The 14,839-nt window shown below is 40.7% G+C and carries 12 protein-coding genes; 10 read left to right on the top strand and 2 right to left on the bottom strand.

The features are described from left to right. Positions 1-2 precede the first annotated feature (2 nt). Positions 3-1,964 carry a M1 family metallopeptidase gene (locus DSM08_RS11960; RefSeq protein WP_149526375.1) on the bottom strand — a complete coding sequence of 654 codons (1,962 nt, stop codon included), beginning with the start codon at positions 1,962-1,964 and terminating at the stop codon, positions 3-5. A 7-nt stretch (positions 1,965-1,971) separates the two neighbouring features. Beyond that, the gene (locus DSM08_RS11955; RefSeq protein WP_149526374.1) at positions 1,972-2,316 is read right to left on the bottom strand and encodes an ArsC family reductase; all 345 of its coding nucleotides are present in this window, start codon (positions 2,314-2,316) and stop codon (positions 1,972-1,974) included. Positions 2,317-2,611: 295 nt separating this feature from the next. On the opposite strand from DSM08_RS11955, the gene fbaA reads away from it, so the two are divergent. From fbaA to DSM08_RS11905, 10 genes are all read left to right on the top strand, one after another. Next, positions 2,612-3,691, top strand: coding sequence for a class II fructose-bisphosphate aldolase (fbaA, locus tag DSM08_RS11950; RefSeq protein WP_149526373.1), 1,080 nt, complete (start codon positions 2,612-2,614; stop codon positions 3,689-3,691). Positions 3,692-3,837: 146 nt separating this feature from the next. Beyond that, positions 3,838-4,719 (top strand): tyrosine-type recombinase/integrase, encoded by an 882-nt coding sequence (locus DSM08_RS11945; RefSeq protein WP_149526372.1) that lies wholly within the window; start codon positions 3,838-3,840, stop codon positions 4,717-4,719. 13 nt (positions 4,720-4,732) lie between these two features. After that, a complete protein-coding gene (gene hpf, locus DSM08_RS11940; RefSeq protein ID WP_149526371.1) occupies positions 4,733-5,074 on the top strand; it encodes a ribosome hibernation-promoting factor, HPF/YfiA family in 342 nt (113 codons plus the stop codon). A 228-nt stretch (positions 5,075-5,302) separates the two neighbouring features. Further along, the gene (locus tag DSM08_RS11935) at positions 5,303-5,812 is read left to right on the top strand and encodes a hypothetical protein (RefSeq protein ID WP_149526370.1); all 510 of its coding nucleotides are present in this window, start codon (positions 5,303-5,305) and stop codon (positions 5,810-5,812) included. An 80-nt stretch (positions 5,813-5,892) separates the two neighbouring features. Next, a complete protein-coding gene (locus tag DSM08_RS11930) occupies positions 5,893-6,255 on the top strand; it encodes a hypothetical protein (protein WP_246172233.1) in 363 nt (120 codons plus the stop codon). Positions 6,256-6,420: 165 nt separating this feature from the next. Then, positions 6,421-6,948 (top strand): ferritin, encoded by a 528-nt coding sequence (locus DSM08_RS11925; RefSeq protein WP_149526368.1) that lies wholly within the window; start codon positions 6,421-6,423, stop codon positions 6,946-6,948. A 141-nt stretch (positions 6,949-7,089) separates the two neighbouring features. After that, on the top strand, positions 7,090-9,816 hold the full coding sequence (locus DSM08_RS11920) for an outer membrane beta-barrel protein (protein WP_246172231.1): 2,727 nt from the start codon (positions 7,090-7,092) through the stop codon (positions 9,814-9,816). Then, positions 9,816-10,790: an NAD(P)H-quinone oxidoreductase gene (locus DSM08_RS11915; protein WP_149526367.1), complete on the top strand. Its 975-nt coding sequence runs from the start codon at positions 9,816-9,818 to the stop codon at positions 10,788-10,790. The genes DSM08_RS11920 and DSM08_RS11915 overlap by 1 nt, the downstream gene beginning before the upstream one ends. A gap of 68 nt (positions 10,791-10,858) precedes the next feature. Next, positions 10,859-13,147 (top strand): GH92 family glycosyl hydrolase, encoded by a 2,289-nt coding sequence (locus tag DSM08_RS11910; protein WP_149526366.1) that lies wholly within the window; start codon positions 10,859-10,861, stop codon positions 13,145-13,147. A gap of 220 nt (positions 13,148-13,367) precedes the next feature. After that, on the top strand, positions 13,368-14,600 hold the full coding sequence (locus tag DSM08_RS11905) for an IS256 family transposase (protein ID WP_149526365.1): 1,233 nt from the start codon (positions 13,368-13,370) through the stop codon (positions 14,598-14,600). The last annotated feature ends 239 nt before the right edge of the window (positions 14,601-14,839 follow it).

Below are 14,839 nucleotides of genomic sequence, written 5' to 3'. Positions count from 1 at the left end.
TCTTATTTTGATTTCCAGCTGTTGTTTTCAGGATTGCTATCTGGATAAACGCCATCCGGATCGATCTTTACTGAAGTAAGCTTCTCTGTAGTATTCAACAAAAATCGCCATGATTGGTTTCTTTCCCAAATTTCTACAGGCAATTTAGTACGCACTTTCTTGCCGCTAACAGTTGTCGCTTCGATTACGACTGGCATCGCCATTTTTTCTAAGTTGCTGATGCTGATTATTGCACCCTTCGTTGGGTCTAAATCTTGGTAATGAACGTCTGTAATTGCTTGATCTAAAGCCCAGTTGTTGAGGAACCAACCCCTCCAAAACCATGCAAGATTTTCGCCGGTCTCATTTTCTATTGTACGGAAGAAATCATCGGGAGTCGGGTGCTTATATGCCCAGTGTTCGATATATTTTTTGAAAGCATTGTCGAATCGTTCTGCACCTAAAACCTCATCACGCAATATTCTTAGTGCGAAGGCAGGTTTATAGTAGGCTAGGATACCTATATTTCTTTCCTTCATACCTTGAGGGGTAGTCATCACGGGTTCTAATGCAGGATTCATCAATACTTGTGTCATCGAGTTTTTAGTTCCCATTGGGCGGTTGTATTCCCCTTTGTTGAAGACTTCAGTTGAAAGTTCATTGATGAAGGTGTTAAATCCTTCGTCCATCCATGCGTGCAAGCGTTCGTTGGAACCGACGATCATCGGGAACCAGATATGCCCGAATTCGTGGTCAGTAACGCCCCAGAGGCTAGCCGCCTTTGCGCGGTTTCCACAGAATACAATCGCAGGGTATTCCATACCTCCGACATTCGATGCTACGTTGATAGCAACCGGGTAGGGGTATTCCATCCATTTCTTTGAATAGTATTCGATGGACGCTTTGGTATATTCTGTCGATCGCTCCCATGCGTTGCCGCCATTACTTTCTTTCGGATATGCTGAAAGCGCTAGCGACTTTTTGCCGCTCGGCAGATTGATTTTCGCAGCGTCGATGATGAAGGCTTTCGATGAAGCCCAAGCGACATCACGCGCATTCTCTAAACGATATTTCCAAGTCAGCGTTTTCTTCTGTGGTCGCGAATTAGCATTGCTAACTTCGCTTTCGGAGCGGATAAGGACCGTTTTATCGCTGTCTTTTGCTTTGTTATAACGGTCTAGTTGATCCTTGGTCCAAACGTCCTGCGGGTTTAATAGCTCGCCGCCCATCACGACGATATGGTTTGCCGGGGCGGTAATTTCAACGTTGAAATCTCCGTACTCCATATAGAATTCGCCAGGTCCAGTATAGGGCAGGCTGTTCCATCCTAACACATCGTCATAAACAGCTACCTTAGGATACCATTGCGCAATGGCATAAATGTCGCCATTTGCGGTTGGAAGTATTCCGGTGCGGTCGGCGCCGTATTCCGGCACGATATAAGAGAAATCTAAGCTAAACTCAGTCTTTCCACCATTTGCCGCGAGCGGAGTCGGCAGATCAATACGCATTCTCGTATCGTTTATACTGTTTTTCAGTTCTTTGCCGCTTTGATCTTTGATATTGCTTAACGTATAACCGCCATTGAAACTTGAGCCAGCATCGCCATATCGGCTGTTGCTCAAGGGAACAGTTGCCTGTCCGATGGATTCCTGGTTAAAGAGATTTTGTTCTATCTGAAGCCAGATAAATGCTAATTCATCCGGACTGTTATTGGTATACGATATCTTGACCGTTCCTTTAACCTCATGTGTTTGGTCGTTCAAGCTAACCTTTATATCGTAGCTCGCCGCGTTCTGCCAGTATTGATGGCCCGGTTTTCCTGAAGCCGAACGATAGGGCGATCCGTTGTTACTGTAGAATATAGGGTTGAAAGCTTCCTTATAATTATATTGACTTTCTTTTGTTTGGGCAATGCTTTCCTGTTGACCGAAGAAACCGATCATAAGACTTGCTAGTGTCCATTTAAAAATTGTTCTCTTCATAATTGGTTTAAAGTTTTGCTTTGTATTCCTCCTCATCAAAGCCTAATAAAATTCCCTGTGGCGACTCGATTAAGGGACGCTTAATCATGCTGTTGTTTGCGAGTAATACTTGATTTGCAGTATCGGCGTCTTGCACTTTTGTTTGCTCTTCTGCGCTGAGCTTCTTCCAGGTGGTTCCTTTTTTATTCACTAAGGCTTCCCATGCTATTTCTTTTTCCCATCGTTCTAATTTTTCGAGGGTTGCCGGTTCCTTCTTATAATCATGAAAAACATAGTCTTTTTTGTTTTCATTTAACCAGTCGAGCGCTTTCTTAACCGTGTTGCAATTTTTAATTCCGTATACCTGTAGCATGTTGTATTAATTTGTTAATAATGATCTAACAGGATAAAGATATTAAATACATTGTTAAGGGTGCGCAAAATAGTGTTAAATATGCCTTTCAGCTCTTGTTATAGAGTTGTCATAAGGACTGTTAAAAAGATGGTATTTTTCAATTATTTTATGGTATGGAAAATTAGTTTCTCTTCGTTTAAAGGGAATTTAAGGGGTAATATTCGGATAGTGTAATTTTTACACTATATTTTTTCGAATAATAAAAAAACGCTATCTTTAAGCATTCACAACAAATATTTAGAACGAATAAACTATGAGCCTAAAAGATTTCAAAGGTGTTTTAACCGGCGATCAAGTACAAGAGTTATTTGAGATTGCTAAAAGAGAGAAATTTGCTTTACCAGCGGTAAACGTTATTGGAACGGATTCCATCAATGCCGTTATGGAAACAGCAAAAAAAGTTAATTCACCAGTAATTATACAGTTATCAAATGGTGGAGCGCAGTTTTATGCGGGTAAATCATTAAACAATGATGGATTGCAAGCTTGCATTTTAGGAGCGGTATCTGCTGCGCAGCACGTACATTTATTAGCAGAACACTATGGTGTTGCTGTTATCTTGCATACGGATCATGCTGCTAAAAAGCTTTTACCATGGATCGATGGTTTATTAGATGCTGGCGAGAAATTCTTCGCACAACATGGCAAGCCTTTGTTCTCATCTCATATGTTAGATCTTTCGGAAGAACCAATTGAAGAGAATATCGAAATTTCTAAAAAGTATTTAGAGCGCATGAAACCACTAGGTATGACTGTGGAAATCGAGTTGGGTGTAACAGGTGGAGAAGAGGATGGCGTGGATAATTCGGATGTGGATAGCTCAAAATTATATACACAACCTGAAGAGGTTGCTTATGCTTTCGAAGAGTTAGGAAAAGTTTCTGATAAATTTACTGTAGCTGCAGCATTCGGAAATGTGCATGGGGTTTATAAACCAGGTAATGTGAAGTTACAGCCTGTTATTCTTCATAACTCGCAAGAGTTTATTCGTGAGAAATTCAATTTAACAGCAGAGAAGCCTGTGAACTTCGTGTTCCACGGAGGTTCGGGTTCATCGCCTGAGGAAATTGCTGAGGCGATCTCTTATGGTGCTATTAAAATGAACATCGATACAGATATGCAATGGGCATTCTGGGATGGCGTTCGTGCATACGAAGCGAAGAACCGTGATTACTTGCAAGGTCAAATCGGTAACCCAGAAGGGTCTGATTCTCCAAACAAGAAATACTATGACCCACGTGTTTGGTTAAGAAAAGGTGAAGAAGCATTCGTTACGCGTTTGACACAAGCTTTCGAAGAGTTGAATGCAATTGATGTGAACAGCAAATTATAATATTAATATAATCTAAGGAAAGGGCGAAGTGAACACTTCGCCCTTTTTCATTTTCGTGTCAAATGAGAGATTTCAATAATTATATTGCGATAGATCACATTTTTTTCAGAAAATAATTCCTAATATTACCAATAAGGGAAGAGGAAATGTATAAGGAAAGTTTTATAACATATCTAAGATTTGAAAAGCATTATTCGGTGCATACCTTGACCGCCTATGAGAAAGAAATAGATCAATTTCTAGCTTTCGCGGACCAAGAGTCGTATACCTTTGATGCTATCGATTTCAAATTTCTCCGTTATTATTTTTCGACGCTACGAGAGTCTAAAAAGGAGGCTCGATCAATTAATCGTTCCATCTCCGCTTTGAAATCCTATTATAAATATCTACTTCGCGAGGGTTTGGTAGAGCGCAACCCAATGTCGTTGATTAAAGCATTGAAAGTGCCGCAGAAATTGCCGACGATCGTTGAAAAAGAAAAGATGGTTAGCCTGCTGGATCAAATTGAAGGGGAACTGAGCAGTTTTGAAGATTTACGCGATTTTATCGTGCTTGAACTACTATTTGGAACAGGTATCCGTGTATCGGAATTAGTGTCGATTAAAGAAATAGATGTTGACTTTTATAATAAAAAAATACTTATATTCGGAAAAAGGAGCAAAGAGCGTTTTGCGCCTATCAACAACACTTTACTAGAAGAACTGAAACGGTATATGTTGGAAAAAAAACAACAGAACTTTCAAAACATTATACCGGAGTTAGTCGTTACCAAAGAAGGAAAGCCTGCTTATCGGGAGCTCATTTATAGAATCGTTAAAAGGTATCTCAGTATGATTACTTCACAGAAAAAAAGAAGTCCTCATGTGCTCAGACACACCTTCGCGACAGCGCTCTTAGATAATGGGGCAGATTTGAATGCAATTAAAGAGTTATTAGGTCACGCTGGGTTGTCGGCGACACAAGTATATACCCATAACTCAGCTGAACGTTTGAAATCAATTTATAAACAAGCCCATCCAAAGGCTTAAAAAAGGAGGAAAAATGAACATTACAGTGCAATCTATTAAATTTAATGCAGACCAAAAGTTAATTGAGTTCATTAAGAAGAGATCAGAGAAGTTAAATCAGTTTTTGGACAACATCATCGAGGGCGCATGCTATTTGCGTTTAGAAAATGTTGATGACGAAGCAAACAAGGTAGTCGAGTTAAAATTTAATGTTCCCGGCAATCAGTTGTTCGCTAAGGCACAAGCAAAGACTTTCGAAGAAGCCACAGATGTTGCTATCGAATCGATCCGACGACAGATTAATAAGCACAAAACAAAAACACGAACAAACGCAAGTAACCACAAAGAGATATTAAATCAAGAAGAAGAATTCTAAGAAATATAAAATTTGAAAAGAAAAGCTGCCTCAATGAGACAGCTTTTTTTATGCATATCATTTTCGTACAAAAAGAAATGTGTTGATTAGTGGTAATCGTATATTTCCTGTACGTACGTGACAAATACTTGATTGATAAGTTTGTAGTTAATTATCTATACAAATAGGTAATTAATAGTTTTATCCTTAGGGAATTCTTGCTAACTTGAGGTTAATAAAACAAACAACATGCCCCTAAATAAATTAAAAACATTGGAATCATTGGTTAAAAGTGCCGATGGGAGGAAGCTTATGGACGACACCAAGCTTGTTATGTGGTTAAACGAAAACTCCGCTGTCGACGAAATAATTTATAGGATCGAAGAATTGATAGAGATGAAATGCGTAGAAAAGGAAATTTTGGATGACAATGGCATACGTCTTATCTACAATCAAAAGTCTATACAGATCGCCGACTCAAATGGAGAAATAAATTTAAACAAATTACTAGCTGCCATAAACGAACTTTTGCATCCAGATTATGAAATTAGGTTTTGGAAAGGTTCTTATGGAATGACGGATTTGGCATTCATTCCTTTAGCGAAGGAATTGTGGGATGCTTTGGAAGAGCATCTGAGCACTTCTTTAGTGAACGAGGAATTCCGCCGGGTAGAGTTTGATACGCAACTATTCTACCTTGATTCAGTAAGTGTTCAAAAATATTTAGACGAATATCTAAAATTTAAATCATTGTTCTAGGAGCGAACGAACTTTATTATGTTTATTTATTTGGATTAATTCTTAATATTATTTAGATTTGTTCCAGACTAATGAAAAACATGATTTGTCCTTTAGCAAACGTTGAAGAAGTATTTGTATCCGATGACGCTGCGGTCTACCAATGTAGCCGACAAAACTGTTATTGGTTGGAGTTTCAAGGTGCCACTACGGCGTTCAATGTAAGAGATTTTTTCGCTTTCAAAAAGAAGATTGATAGTATCGATCTTGAAGCTATGCTTACGGATTCGTCACGCAACGGTGACTTTGAAATCATCATGCCGTTTCGCACCGAACGTTGTTTTATTCTATCCATTGAGGAGATCCTTCAGCTTCGCGAAGTCCTGTCAGGAGCGAAGTTTATGATCGAACTTAATGGGGTGATTCATAGTTGTCTACACTCAAGATCCCTATTAACATTTTAAGCTGTAATTATACTAGTTCTAAATAAGTTAGCTATTTTATGGCCTAATTTAGACTGAATTTGTATTGCAGAAAAATCCAATAATTTTTATTGCAACACGTTATCTTTGTAGTGTTGGATTTGAAAATCATTCAATCCGCGCTGGACATTTTTATATATAGTTGTTATGAAAGATTTATTGAAATTAAAAACATCCATCTCCGAGGAGATCGAAAACATATTAAATGCACAAGTTAAAGTTGAAGCACACTCATCATCATTGTACTTAGCAATGTCAGCATGGTGTGACGATCAAGGATTAGATAATGCTGCAGCATTCTTTGCAAAGCAATCTGACGAAGAGCGTGCTCATATGTTGAAGATCTTTAACTACATCTCAGCAAGAGGTGGCCGTGCGATCTCTCCTGAAGTTACTAACGTTCCTGTAGACTTCGAATCGTTCAGAGGTGTATTCGAGCAGACATTAGAACAAGAGATGTTTGTGACCGAACAATTTAACAAGATTGCTGATAAGTGTATGAAAGCGAAGGACTTCGTAACGTTCAACTTTATTCAATGGTTCTTAGAGGAACAAGTTGAAGAAGAGTATGTTGCTCGTCGTATTCTTGAGCTATTCGACGTAATCGGAGAAGACGGAACTGGAAGATGGGAAATTGACCGTCATCTAGTAAAAGTAACTTTCGACGGAGAATAAGTTAAAAAATAATAAAAAGGGGCTAAAATTGTATTTTTAGCCCCTTTTTTTATACAAAAATTTTAAGTTCCTGCGTTTTAATGTTAAATTTCATTTATTGTGAATTAGTAGATTTAAATTACTCTATAGGAACTATCTTAGGTGCATAATCTTTATTATATCTTGACCGTGTTGATGGTCTGCCTTTCGGTCTCTCCGAAGCTGCTTGCGCAAGAAGGCGCCAGAAGCATTGAAGGGTTGGTGGTAGATACTATTGGTATGGGCTTGAAAGGGGTTTCAGTGCGCTTAAGCAGTACGGCAGATACGATTGTTGTTACGACGAACGCCAATGGTTTCTATCGTATCAACAAGATAAAAGGTGAGCATATCAGTGTAACTTACAGTATGCTGGGGCATCAAATCGTTAAGAAGACTTTTCCCGCTAACCGTTTTATAGATCAGATTTTTGCGCCAAAGGTTACTCTCCATCCGCAGGCCAACTTAATCCCAGAGGTACGGGTGATGAAATACATTCCGATAGTCAATAAGGGAGATACTATACAGTTTAATATGAAGGCCTTTTCATTTCCACAGCGATCGCTGCTCGAAGAGGCGTTAAAGAACATTCCGGGATTTCAAGTTTTGCGTGATGGGACGCCATTTTACAATGGCCAAATAATTACCGGGGTACAAGTTGATGGCCGAAAATTCTTCGGAGGTGATGTGCTAACCGCGACGAGGAATCTTCCTACTGAATTTGTCAAGCAGATTGAAGTAATCAATGATTACGGTACTGCATCAGCAGAGAAAGGAATCAAGAATACGGAGCCCGAAAAAATCATTAATATCATCTTAGAAGATAATAAGAAGAAAATTACGTTCGGACAAGGGACGCTTGGCGGTGGAACGCGCGAGCGATATTTGGGTAGTTTGGGTATCAATAAATTTAATGATGGTCAAGAGATCTCTGTTGTTGGGTCCTTAAATAATACCAATACCAGTTTGTTCGCATTTGGTTCTCCTAATGGTGCCGGTGGCAGAGCAACTTCGCTCGGGGAGTTCGGCGACTACGCTGATCAATCTGATGGCTTGAATAAGCTGGGGTCTGTAGGTGTCAGCTTTTCTGATAATTGGGGGAAAGACATACAGATATCTGGAGGCTATAACTATCAAAGCCGTCACAATCTGACAGAAGGTAACTCTTTATTAACTTCTTCCTATAGCAATTTTAAGATCCATAAGAAAGAGGATTATAGTACTACGACCCTAGATAACTATCACAAATTATTCTTTGAAATCAATTCTAAATTTAAGAATCAGGATATATTTAAAATCAAACCTACGATTACCTACAACAGAACTTTTGTAGATAATAATAAATATACCACCCGCCAGAATTATAGAGTTAGCGAAAGTGGTGAACAGAAAGATAGTTCTGTGAATTCTACGCCGACGGCAGAGGTGTTGATGTTCTATTCCAAGTATTTCAAGAAACCGGGAAGAAAGTTAGTAGGTGATTTTAGATTTAATTTTCAAACGATAGGGAAGGATGAACGTGTCACAGAGAGCTACGTTATTTATGATACGACCAGCGTGAACCCATCTATCAGTATGTTTGAACAGGAGCAAATTGTTGATGCACGAAACGATCTTAATACGATTAAATCATCTGTTTCGTATGTAGAGCCTTTTTTCAAGCACAGTCTTTTGGAGGTTTCCTACGATATTGACATTACGGATATCGAGGCACGCCGGATGGTTAGAAAGGAACCATTCGAAATAATAGATTCCTTAGGCGTTGAGTATGCTTATCAGTTTCGGAGCTTTAAAACCGGATTAAACTATCAGTATGAACCCAATAATAGATTCCGTGTTAATTTGGGCTTTGCGGTCCAGCCTCTTAGTCTAGATGGTAAAGTTAAGGGAGATTCAGCGACTTACAATTACAGTAATGTAAACCTTATTCCAACGACAAACGTTCGATACAAGGTAAATGATGAGCTTGATTTACAATTTTCCTACCTTGGGAAAAACAATCAGCCCAATTTCCTGCATATTTCGCCAGTGCGTGATAACTCCAATTCCAGAAATATTATCGTTGGTAATCCTGCATTGAAGGCCGAATTCTATAATAAGATTTCTACTAGCCTGCGTAAGTTCGTTACGAATAGGGGCCAATATTTCGAAACCAGCTTCGCTTATACCTTTATCAATAATAAGATCGTAAGTACAAAAAAGTCAGTATCCAAAGAGTCGACTATACAGGAAACCTCTTTTGAAAATACAAACGGTTATTACGATGTTCGGTGGAACTACCTATTTAATACGCCAGTTATCAACGACAATTTCCAGCTTGATCTAAATGGTGATGTTGAATATTATAACAACCTTTCTTTTATTGATACCAGAAAGAGTACAACTCGACAATTGCTTTTTAATCAAAACCTGCAGTTCCGTTATAACTGGAATGAGTACTTCGAGTCGGTGTTCAATACCAACTATTTCTTGAATAGAGCTATTTACGAATTGCCATATCGGAATAAGATTGCGGCGCATTCTTTTCTTTTAAGCTTAGGTGGCAAAGGGTATATCAGCAATAAGTTCGTGTTAGGCGCAGAGATGTCGCAGCGATTCTACAACGGGTATGTTAGTGAGTTGAGTGACGTGAATCCAACAATCATCAATACTTACCTAGAGTACACCTTTATGAAGAATAATCTAGCATTGCTTCGCTTGCAATGCTTTGACCTGCTTGATCAAAATAAAAATGTCGGCGTATTGACAGAATATGCGGGGAATGATGTTTTCGAATCTAGAAATAACAGATTAGGGCGCTATTTGATGTTGACACTCAATATCAGATTGCAATCCTATCCAAATAAAAAATAATGAAAGCCATTGTAATTACAGCGTTCGGCGGGCCTGAAGTATTGAAGATTGAGGAACGCCCGGATCCGATCCTTCAAGAACATCAGGTGCTCATCCGCGTGAAAGCTGCTGGTATTAATCGTCCGGATGTATTTCAACGAAAAGGCAATTATCCGGCACCTGAGGGCGTAGCTGCGGACATCCCAGGTTTAGAGGTGTCCGGTGTTGTGGAGGCGCTAGGAGCCAAGGTAACTAAGTTTAGAATAGGAGATGAGGTCATGGCGCTATTGGCTGGTGGCGGATATGCTGAACTTGCGGTGGTAGATGAGGGAATTTGTATTGCGAAGCCTCGTAATATTAGCTTTTCTGAAGCCGCAGGACTTCCCGAAACCTTATTCACCGTATGGCATAATGTGTTCCAACGAGGTAGATTAAATAGCGGAGAGAATTTCCTTGTACATGGCGGTGCGGGAGGGATCGGCACGACCGCGATACAGCTTGCCAAAGCTTTCGGAGCCCATGTGTATACTACTGTTGGAACAGCGGACAAAAAGCTGCTCACAGAGGAGTTAGGGGCTACCAAAGCGATTATTTACCGCGAGGAAGACTTTGAAGCGGCTTTGGCTGCCATCGGTATGGACGTTATCCTAGACTCGATCGGGGGAGAATACTTTGAAAAGAACATTCAAATCTTGAATCCAGAAGGACGACTGGTTTATATCAATGCGATGCAAGGTGCCAAGGTCGAATTGAATCTCTTAAAGCTTATGCATAAGCGCATAACCCTAACAGGATCCACGCTTCGCTCACGCGATATTGCCTTCAAGACGTCGCTTGCTCGAGAAATCCAAGAAAAGGTGATCCCGCTCATCGAAGACGGCAGGTACAAAGTAGAAGTGAGCCAGATATTCGATTATCAAGATGCCGTGCAAGCTCATCGACAGATGGAGAGCAAAGATCATTTCGGGAAAATCATCTTGTCTTTCGAAGGCTAAATACTTTTAGCAGCTATTATCAAGGAATATTTTCTATATTTAAGCAACGAATTAATCCTAAAAAGCCTATGCGATTAAAAATTCTTGCAACAGCTTTCCTATTGGGGGGCTCTATCCTTACAACTTACGCTCAAAAGATAGGAAAGATCGAACGTCCTATTGATATGGTGAGCACGCTTGTCGGTACCCAATCGACGTATTTTCTTTCTAGCGGCAATACTTATCCAGCGATTGCCATGCCGTGGGGAATGAATTTCTGGAGCCCGCAAACCGGTAAAATGGGCGACGGTTGGATGTACACTTATACCGCTGAAAAAATAAGAGGAATTAAGCAAACTCACCAACCATCCCCTTGGATGAACGACTATGGGCAGTTTTCCATAATGGCGATGGTTGGCAACAAAACCTTCGATCAGGATAAGCGCGCTAGTTATTTCTCCCATAAAGCTGAAATTGCGAAGCCGCATTACTATTCCGTATACCTAGCGGATTATGATACCAAAGTAGAAGTTACCCCGACGGAGAGAGCTTCCTACTTCCGTTTTACATTTCCCAAAACAGACTCCGCTTTCGTTCTGCTCGATGCGTTCGACAAGGGATCTTTTGTTGAGATTATCCCTCGCGAGCAAAAGATTGTTGGTTATAGCACAAAGAACAGTGGGGGAGTTCCGGATAACTTTAAGAACTACTTTGTCATGGAGTTCGACCGTCCATTCGCGAACCTTGCAACCTTCGCTGACTCGGTGTTGACCGATGGTCGTTTAAAGATACAAGCAGATCACGTAGGCGCTCTAGTGGGATTTAAGACAGCGAATGCAGGAGAGAAGCTGCTCGTTAAAGTCGCGTCATCCTTTATCAGTCCAGAACAGGCAAAGCTCAATCTAAAAGAACTTGACAACATCAGTTTCGACGAGCAGGTAGCAAACGGCGAGGAGCGTTGGAATACCGAGCTTTCGAAAATCGAAGTAGAGGGCGGAAGCATCGATCAAATCCGAACATTTTATTCTGCGTTATATCGATCGCTATTGTTTCCGCGTATGTTCTATGAAATTGATTCTGCTGGCCAGGTCGTGCACTATTCACCTTATAACGGAAAGGTGCTGCCGGGTTATATGTTTACAGATACAGGTTTTTGGGACACCTTCCGCTGTCTGTTTCCGTTCTTGAATTTGATGTATCCTGATGTGAACGAAAAGATTCAGGAAGGGCTTGCAAATGCCTATAAAGAGGGAGGCTGGCTCCCGGAATGGGCAAGTCCCGGCTACCGAAATATTATGGTAGGGAATAATTCAGCATCGATTGTTGCAGATGCCTGGATAAAAGGGGTGAAATCCAAAGATATTGAAACCCTGTACGAGGCTGTGAATAAAGGAGCGAATAATGCTGGTCCTATTACGGCTGTAGGTCGCGCAGGAGCAACATACTACAATGAGTTGGGCTATGTTCCCTACGATGTGAAAATACATGAAAATGCCGCTCGCTCGCTTGAATATGCCTATGATGATTTTGCTATTTATCAGTTAGCCAAATCGCTGAATAAACCCCAGGAAGATTTAGATTTTTACAAGGAGCGCTCCTTCAATTACAAAAAGCTTTTCGATCAATCCATCGGACTGATGCGCGGTAAGAACAAAGATGGTTCATGGTCTACACCATTCAATCCTTTTAAATGGGGCGACGCCTTCACTGAAGGTAATAGTTGGCATTACAGCTGGTCGGTTTTTCAAGATGTTGAAGGACTAGCTAACCTGATGGGTGGACATAAAGCTATGGAAATTAAACTCGACTCCGTATTCCATCTTCCACCGGTATTCGACGATTCCTATTATGGATTCCCAATACACGAGATCCGTGAAATGCAGATCGCCAATATGGGACAGTATGCGCACGGAAATCAACCTATTCAGCACATGATATACTTATACAATCATGTTGGAGCACCTTGGAAAGCGCAATACTGGCTTCGTGAGACCATGAACCGCATGTACTCTCCAAACCCAGATGGCTACTGCGGCGATGAAGATAACGGACAAACTTCAGCGTGGTATGTCTTCACGGCGATGGGCTTTTATCCCGTAACTCCAGCAACTGACGAATATGTCTTAGGATCGCCCATATTTGATAAGGTAACCATCAGCCTAAACAATGGTAAGAAGGTAACTATTGAAACAAAAAATAACTCGGATCAGAATCGCTATATCCAAAGCATGAAGTTCAATGGTAGAAGCTATAGTAAAAACTTTATCAATCATAGCGAGCTTATGAAGGGAGCAAACCTAAGCTTTGATATGGGCGCAGAACCCAACAAAAATAGAGGGGTTAGCAGGGGAGATTTGCCGTTTTCATTGTCTAAGTAGATATTAGATATTAGATATTAGATATTAGACGTTAGATTCTGCATTTTGAGATAAGATGTTTCGATTGATTTAAGTCAGGATAAGTTGTTTTTGATAAAAAGTTGTTTGAACCAGGAAAGGAAGGATGCAAGGATTAGCAGGATCGAGACTGTAACCTGAACTGTGTCAGGGGAATAATTAGATGTAATTCATTATATTCAATTATTCAAACGATACGGTCATGAAAGAAAAGACCCCATTTGACTTTGAACGCTTCAAGGAAGAAGCGCTTCAAGGATTATCCGAAGGCAAGAGCCTATCTCCCAATGACGGCGTTCTGGCGCCCCTGATGAAACATTTATTGGAATCGATGCTTTCGGGCGAGATGGACAACCATCTTGAAGAAGAAAAAGCCTCAGGCAATAGTAATCGTAGGAACGGCAAGACCAAAAAGACGGTCCGGGGTCCGCATACGGGCACCTTCGAGTTGGAGACGAGCCGCGATCGATCTGGAACGTTCGAGCCTAAGATTGTCCCCAAACGCCAATTAATCATTACAGAACAGTTAGAAGGTCATGTTTTGAGTATGTATGCCAAAGGTATGAGCATGCGTGCTATCAGCGATTTCATCCGCGAAATGTATGCTATGGAGATTTCCGCGACAGAGATTTCTCGGATTACCGAAAGCGTCATGCCTGCTGTCAATGAATGGCGAAGTCGCCCCTTAGAAGCTGTTTATCCTTTTGTATTTCTGGACTGCATGCACTATAAGGTTCGTCAGAACGGAACGGTAGAATCAAGAGCCATCTACAATATATTGGGTATAGGTATGGATGGTCGTAAAGACCTGATCGGGCTTTATAGTTCAGAACATGAGGGCGCTAAATTTTGGCTTTCGGTTCTTACGGACCTAAAGCAACGCGGTGTTGAGGATATCCTGATTGCCTGTATTGACGGGCTTAAGGGCTTCCCTGAAGCTATAGAGGCCATATTTCCAAAGACCAGGATCCAGCTCTGTGTTGTTCATCAGATCCGTTCGAGCATACGCTATGTGACAGATAAGGACAAAAGGGAAGTAATAGCCGACATGAAACCAATCTACAGAGCGGTCAATGAAGAAATGGGTTATGAGAACCTGCTGTTGTTCGAGGAAAAATGGGGGAAGAAATATCCTCTAGCAGTTAAGTCATGGCTGGAAAATTGGGTAAATCTTTCCACCTTCTTCGAATATGATCAGCAGATACGAAAGATTATATATACGACTAACCCCATCGAGGGGATGCATCGACAGATCAGAAAGATAACCAAGACAAAGGGAGCTTTCAACTCAGAACAGGCGCTCTTAAAACTGATGTATTTGATCATCAAGGATATTCCCAAAAAATGGACTATGCCCGCACATAACTGGGCACTGACGATATCCCAACTCTACATTAAATTTGGTGATAGAATCAGGCTAGATAAGAGCTTTTAGGTTTAGGTTAATTCCCCATTGACACAGTTCATGTTACACAACCGCAGGATCATGTAAATCTTCTAAATCCTTCCTTTCCTGGTTCAAAGACAATGCTACTTGACCATCCTAAAATCCTTCCTTTCCTGGTTCAAGACAATGCATCCTGACGATTCTTACATCCTTCCTTTCCTGGTTCAAAGACAACGCATCCTGATCATCCTTACATCCTTCCTTTCCTGTCAAAGACAATACATCCT

The organism is Sphingobacterium hotanense, from assembly GCF_008274825.1.
GTDB classification, from domain to species: Bacteria; Bacteroidota; Bacteroidia; order Sphingobacteriales; family Sphingobacteriaceae; genus Sphingobacterium; species Sphingobacterium hotanense.
Note: the sequence above shows the minus strand (reverse complement) of the source record. Positions and strands in the feature narration are given on the sequence as shown.

Excerpts from the sequence above, each read along its gene's own strand:
- DSM08_RS11960 (WP_149526375.1), bottom strand. The coding sequence starts at position 1,964 with ATGAAGAGAACAATTTTTAAATGGACACTAGCAAGTCTTATGATCGGT.
- DSM08_RS11955 (WP_149526374.1), bottom strand. The coding sequence starts at position 2,316 with ATGCTACAGGTATACGGAATTAAAAATTGCAACACGGTTAAGAAAGCG.
- fbaA (WP_149526373.1), top strand. The coding sequence starts at position 2,612 with ATGAGCCTAAAAGATTTCAAAGGTGTTTTAACCGGCGATCAAGTACAA.
- DSM08_RS11945 (WP_149526372.1), top strand. The coding sequence starts at position 3,838 with ATGTATAAGGAAAGTTTTATAACATATCTAAGATTTGAAAAGCATTAT.
- hpf (WP_149526371.1), top strand. The coding sequence starts at position 4,733 with ATGAACATTACAGTGCAATCTATTAAATTTAATGCAGACCAAAAGTTA.
- DSM08_RS11935 (WP_149526370.1), top strand. The coding sequence starts at position 5,303 with ATGCCCCTAAATAAATTAAAAACATTGGAATCATTGGTTAAAAGTGCC.
- DSM08_RS11930 (WP_246172233.1), top strand. The coding sequence starts at position 5,893 with ATGATTTGTCCTTTAGCAAACGTTGAAGAAGTATTTGTATCCGATGAC.
- DSM08_RS11925 (WP_149526368.1), top strand. The coding sequence starts at position 6,421 with ATGAAAGATTTATTGAAATTAAAAACATCCATCTCCGAGGAGATCGAA.
- DSM08_RS11915 (WP_149526367.1), top strand. The coding sequence starts at position 9,816 with ATGAAAGCCATTGTAATTACAGCGTTCGGCGGGCCTGAAGTATTGAAG.
- DSM08_RS11910 (WP_149526366.1), top strand. The coding sequence starts at position 10,859 with ATGCGATTAAAAATTCTTGCAACAGCTTTCCTATTGGGGGGCTCTATC.
- DSM08_RS11905 (WP_149526365.1), top strand. The coding sequence starts at position 13,368 with ATGAAAGAAAAGACCCCATTTGACTTTGAACGCTTCAAGGAAGAAGCG.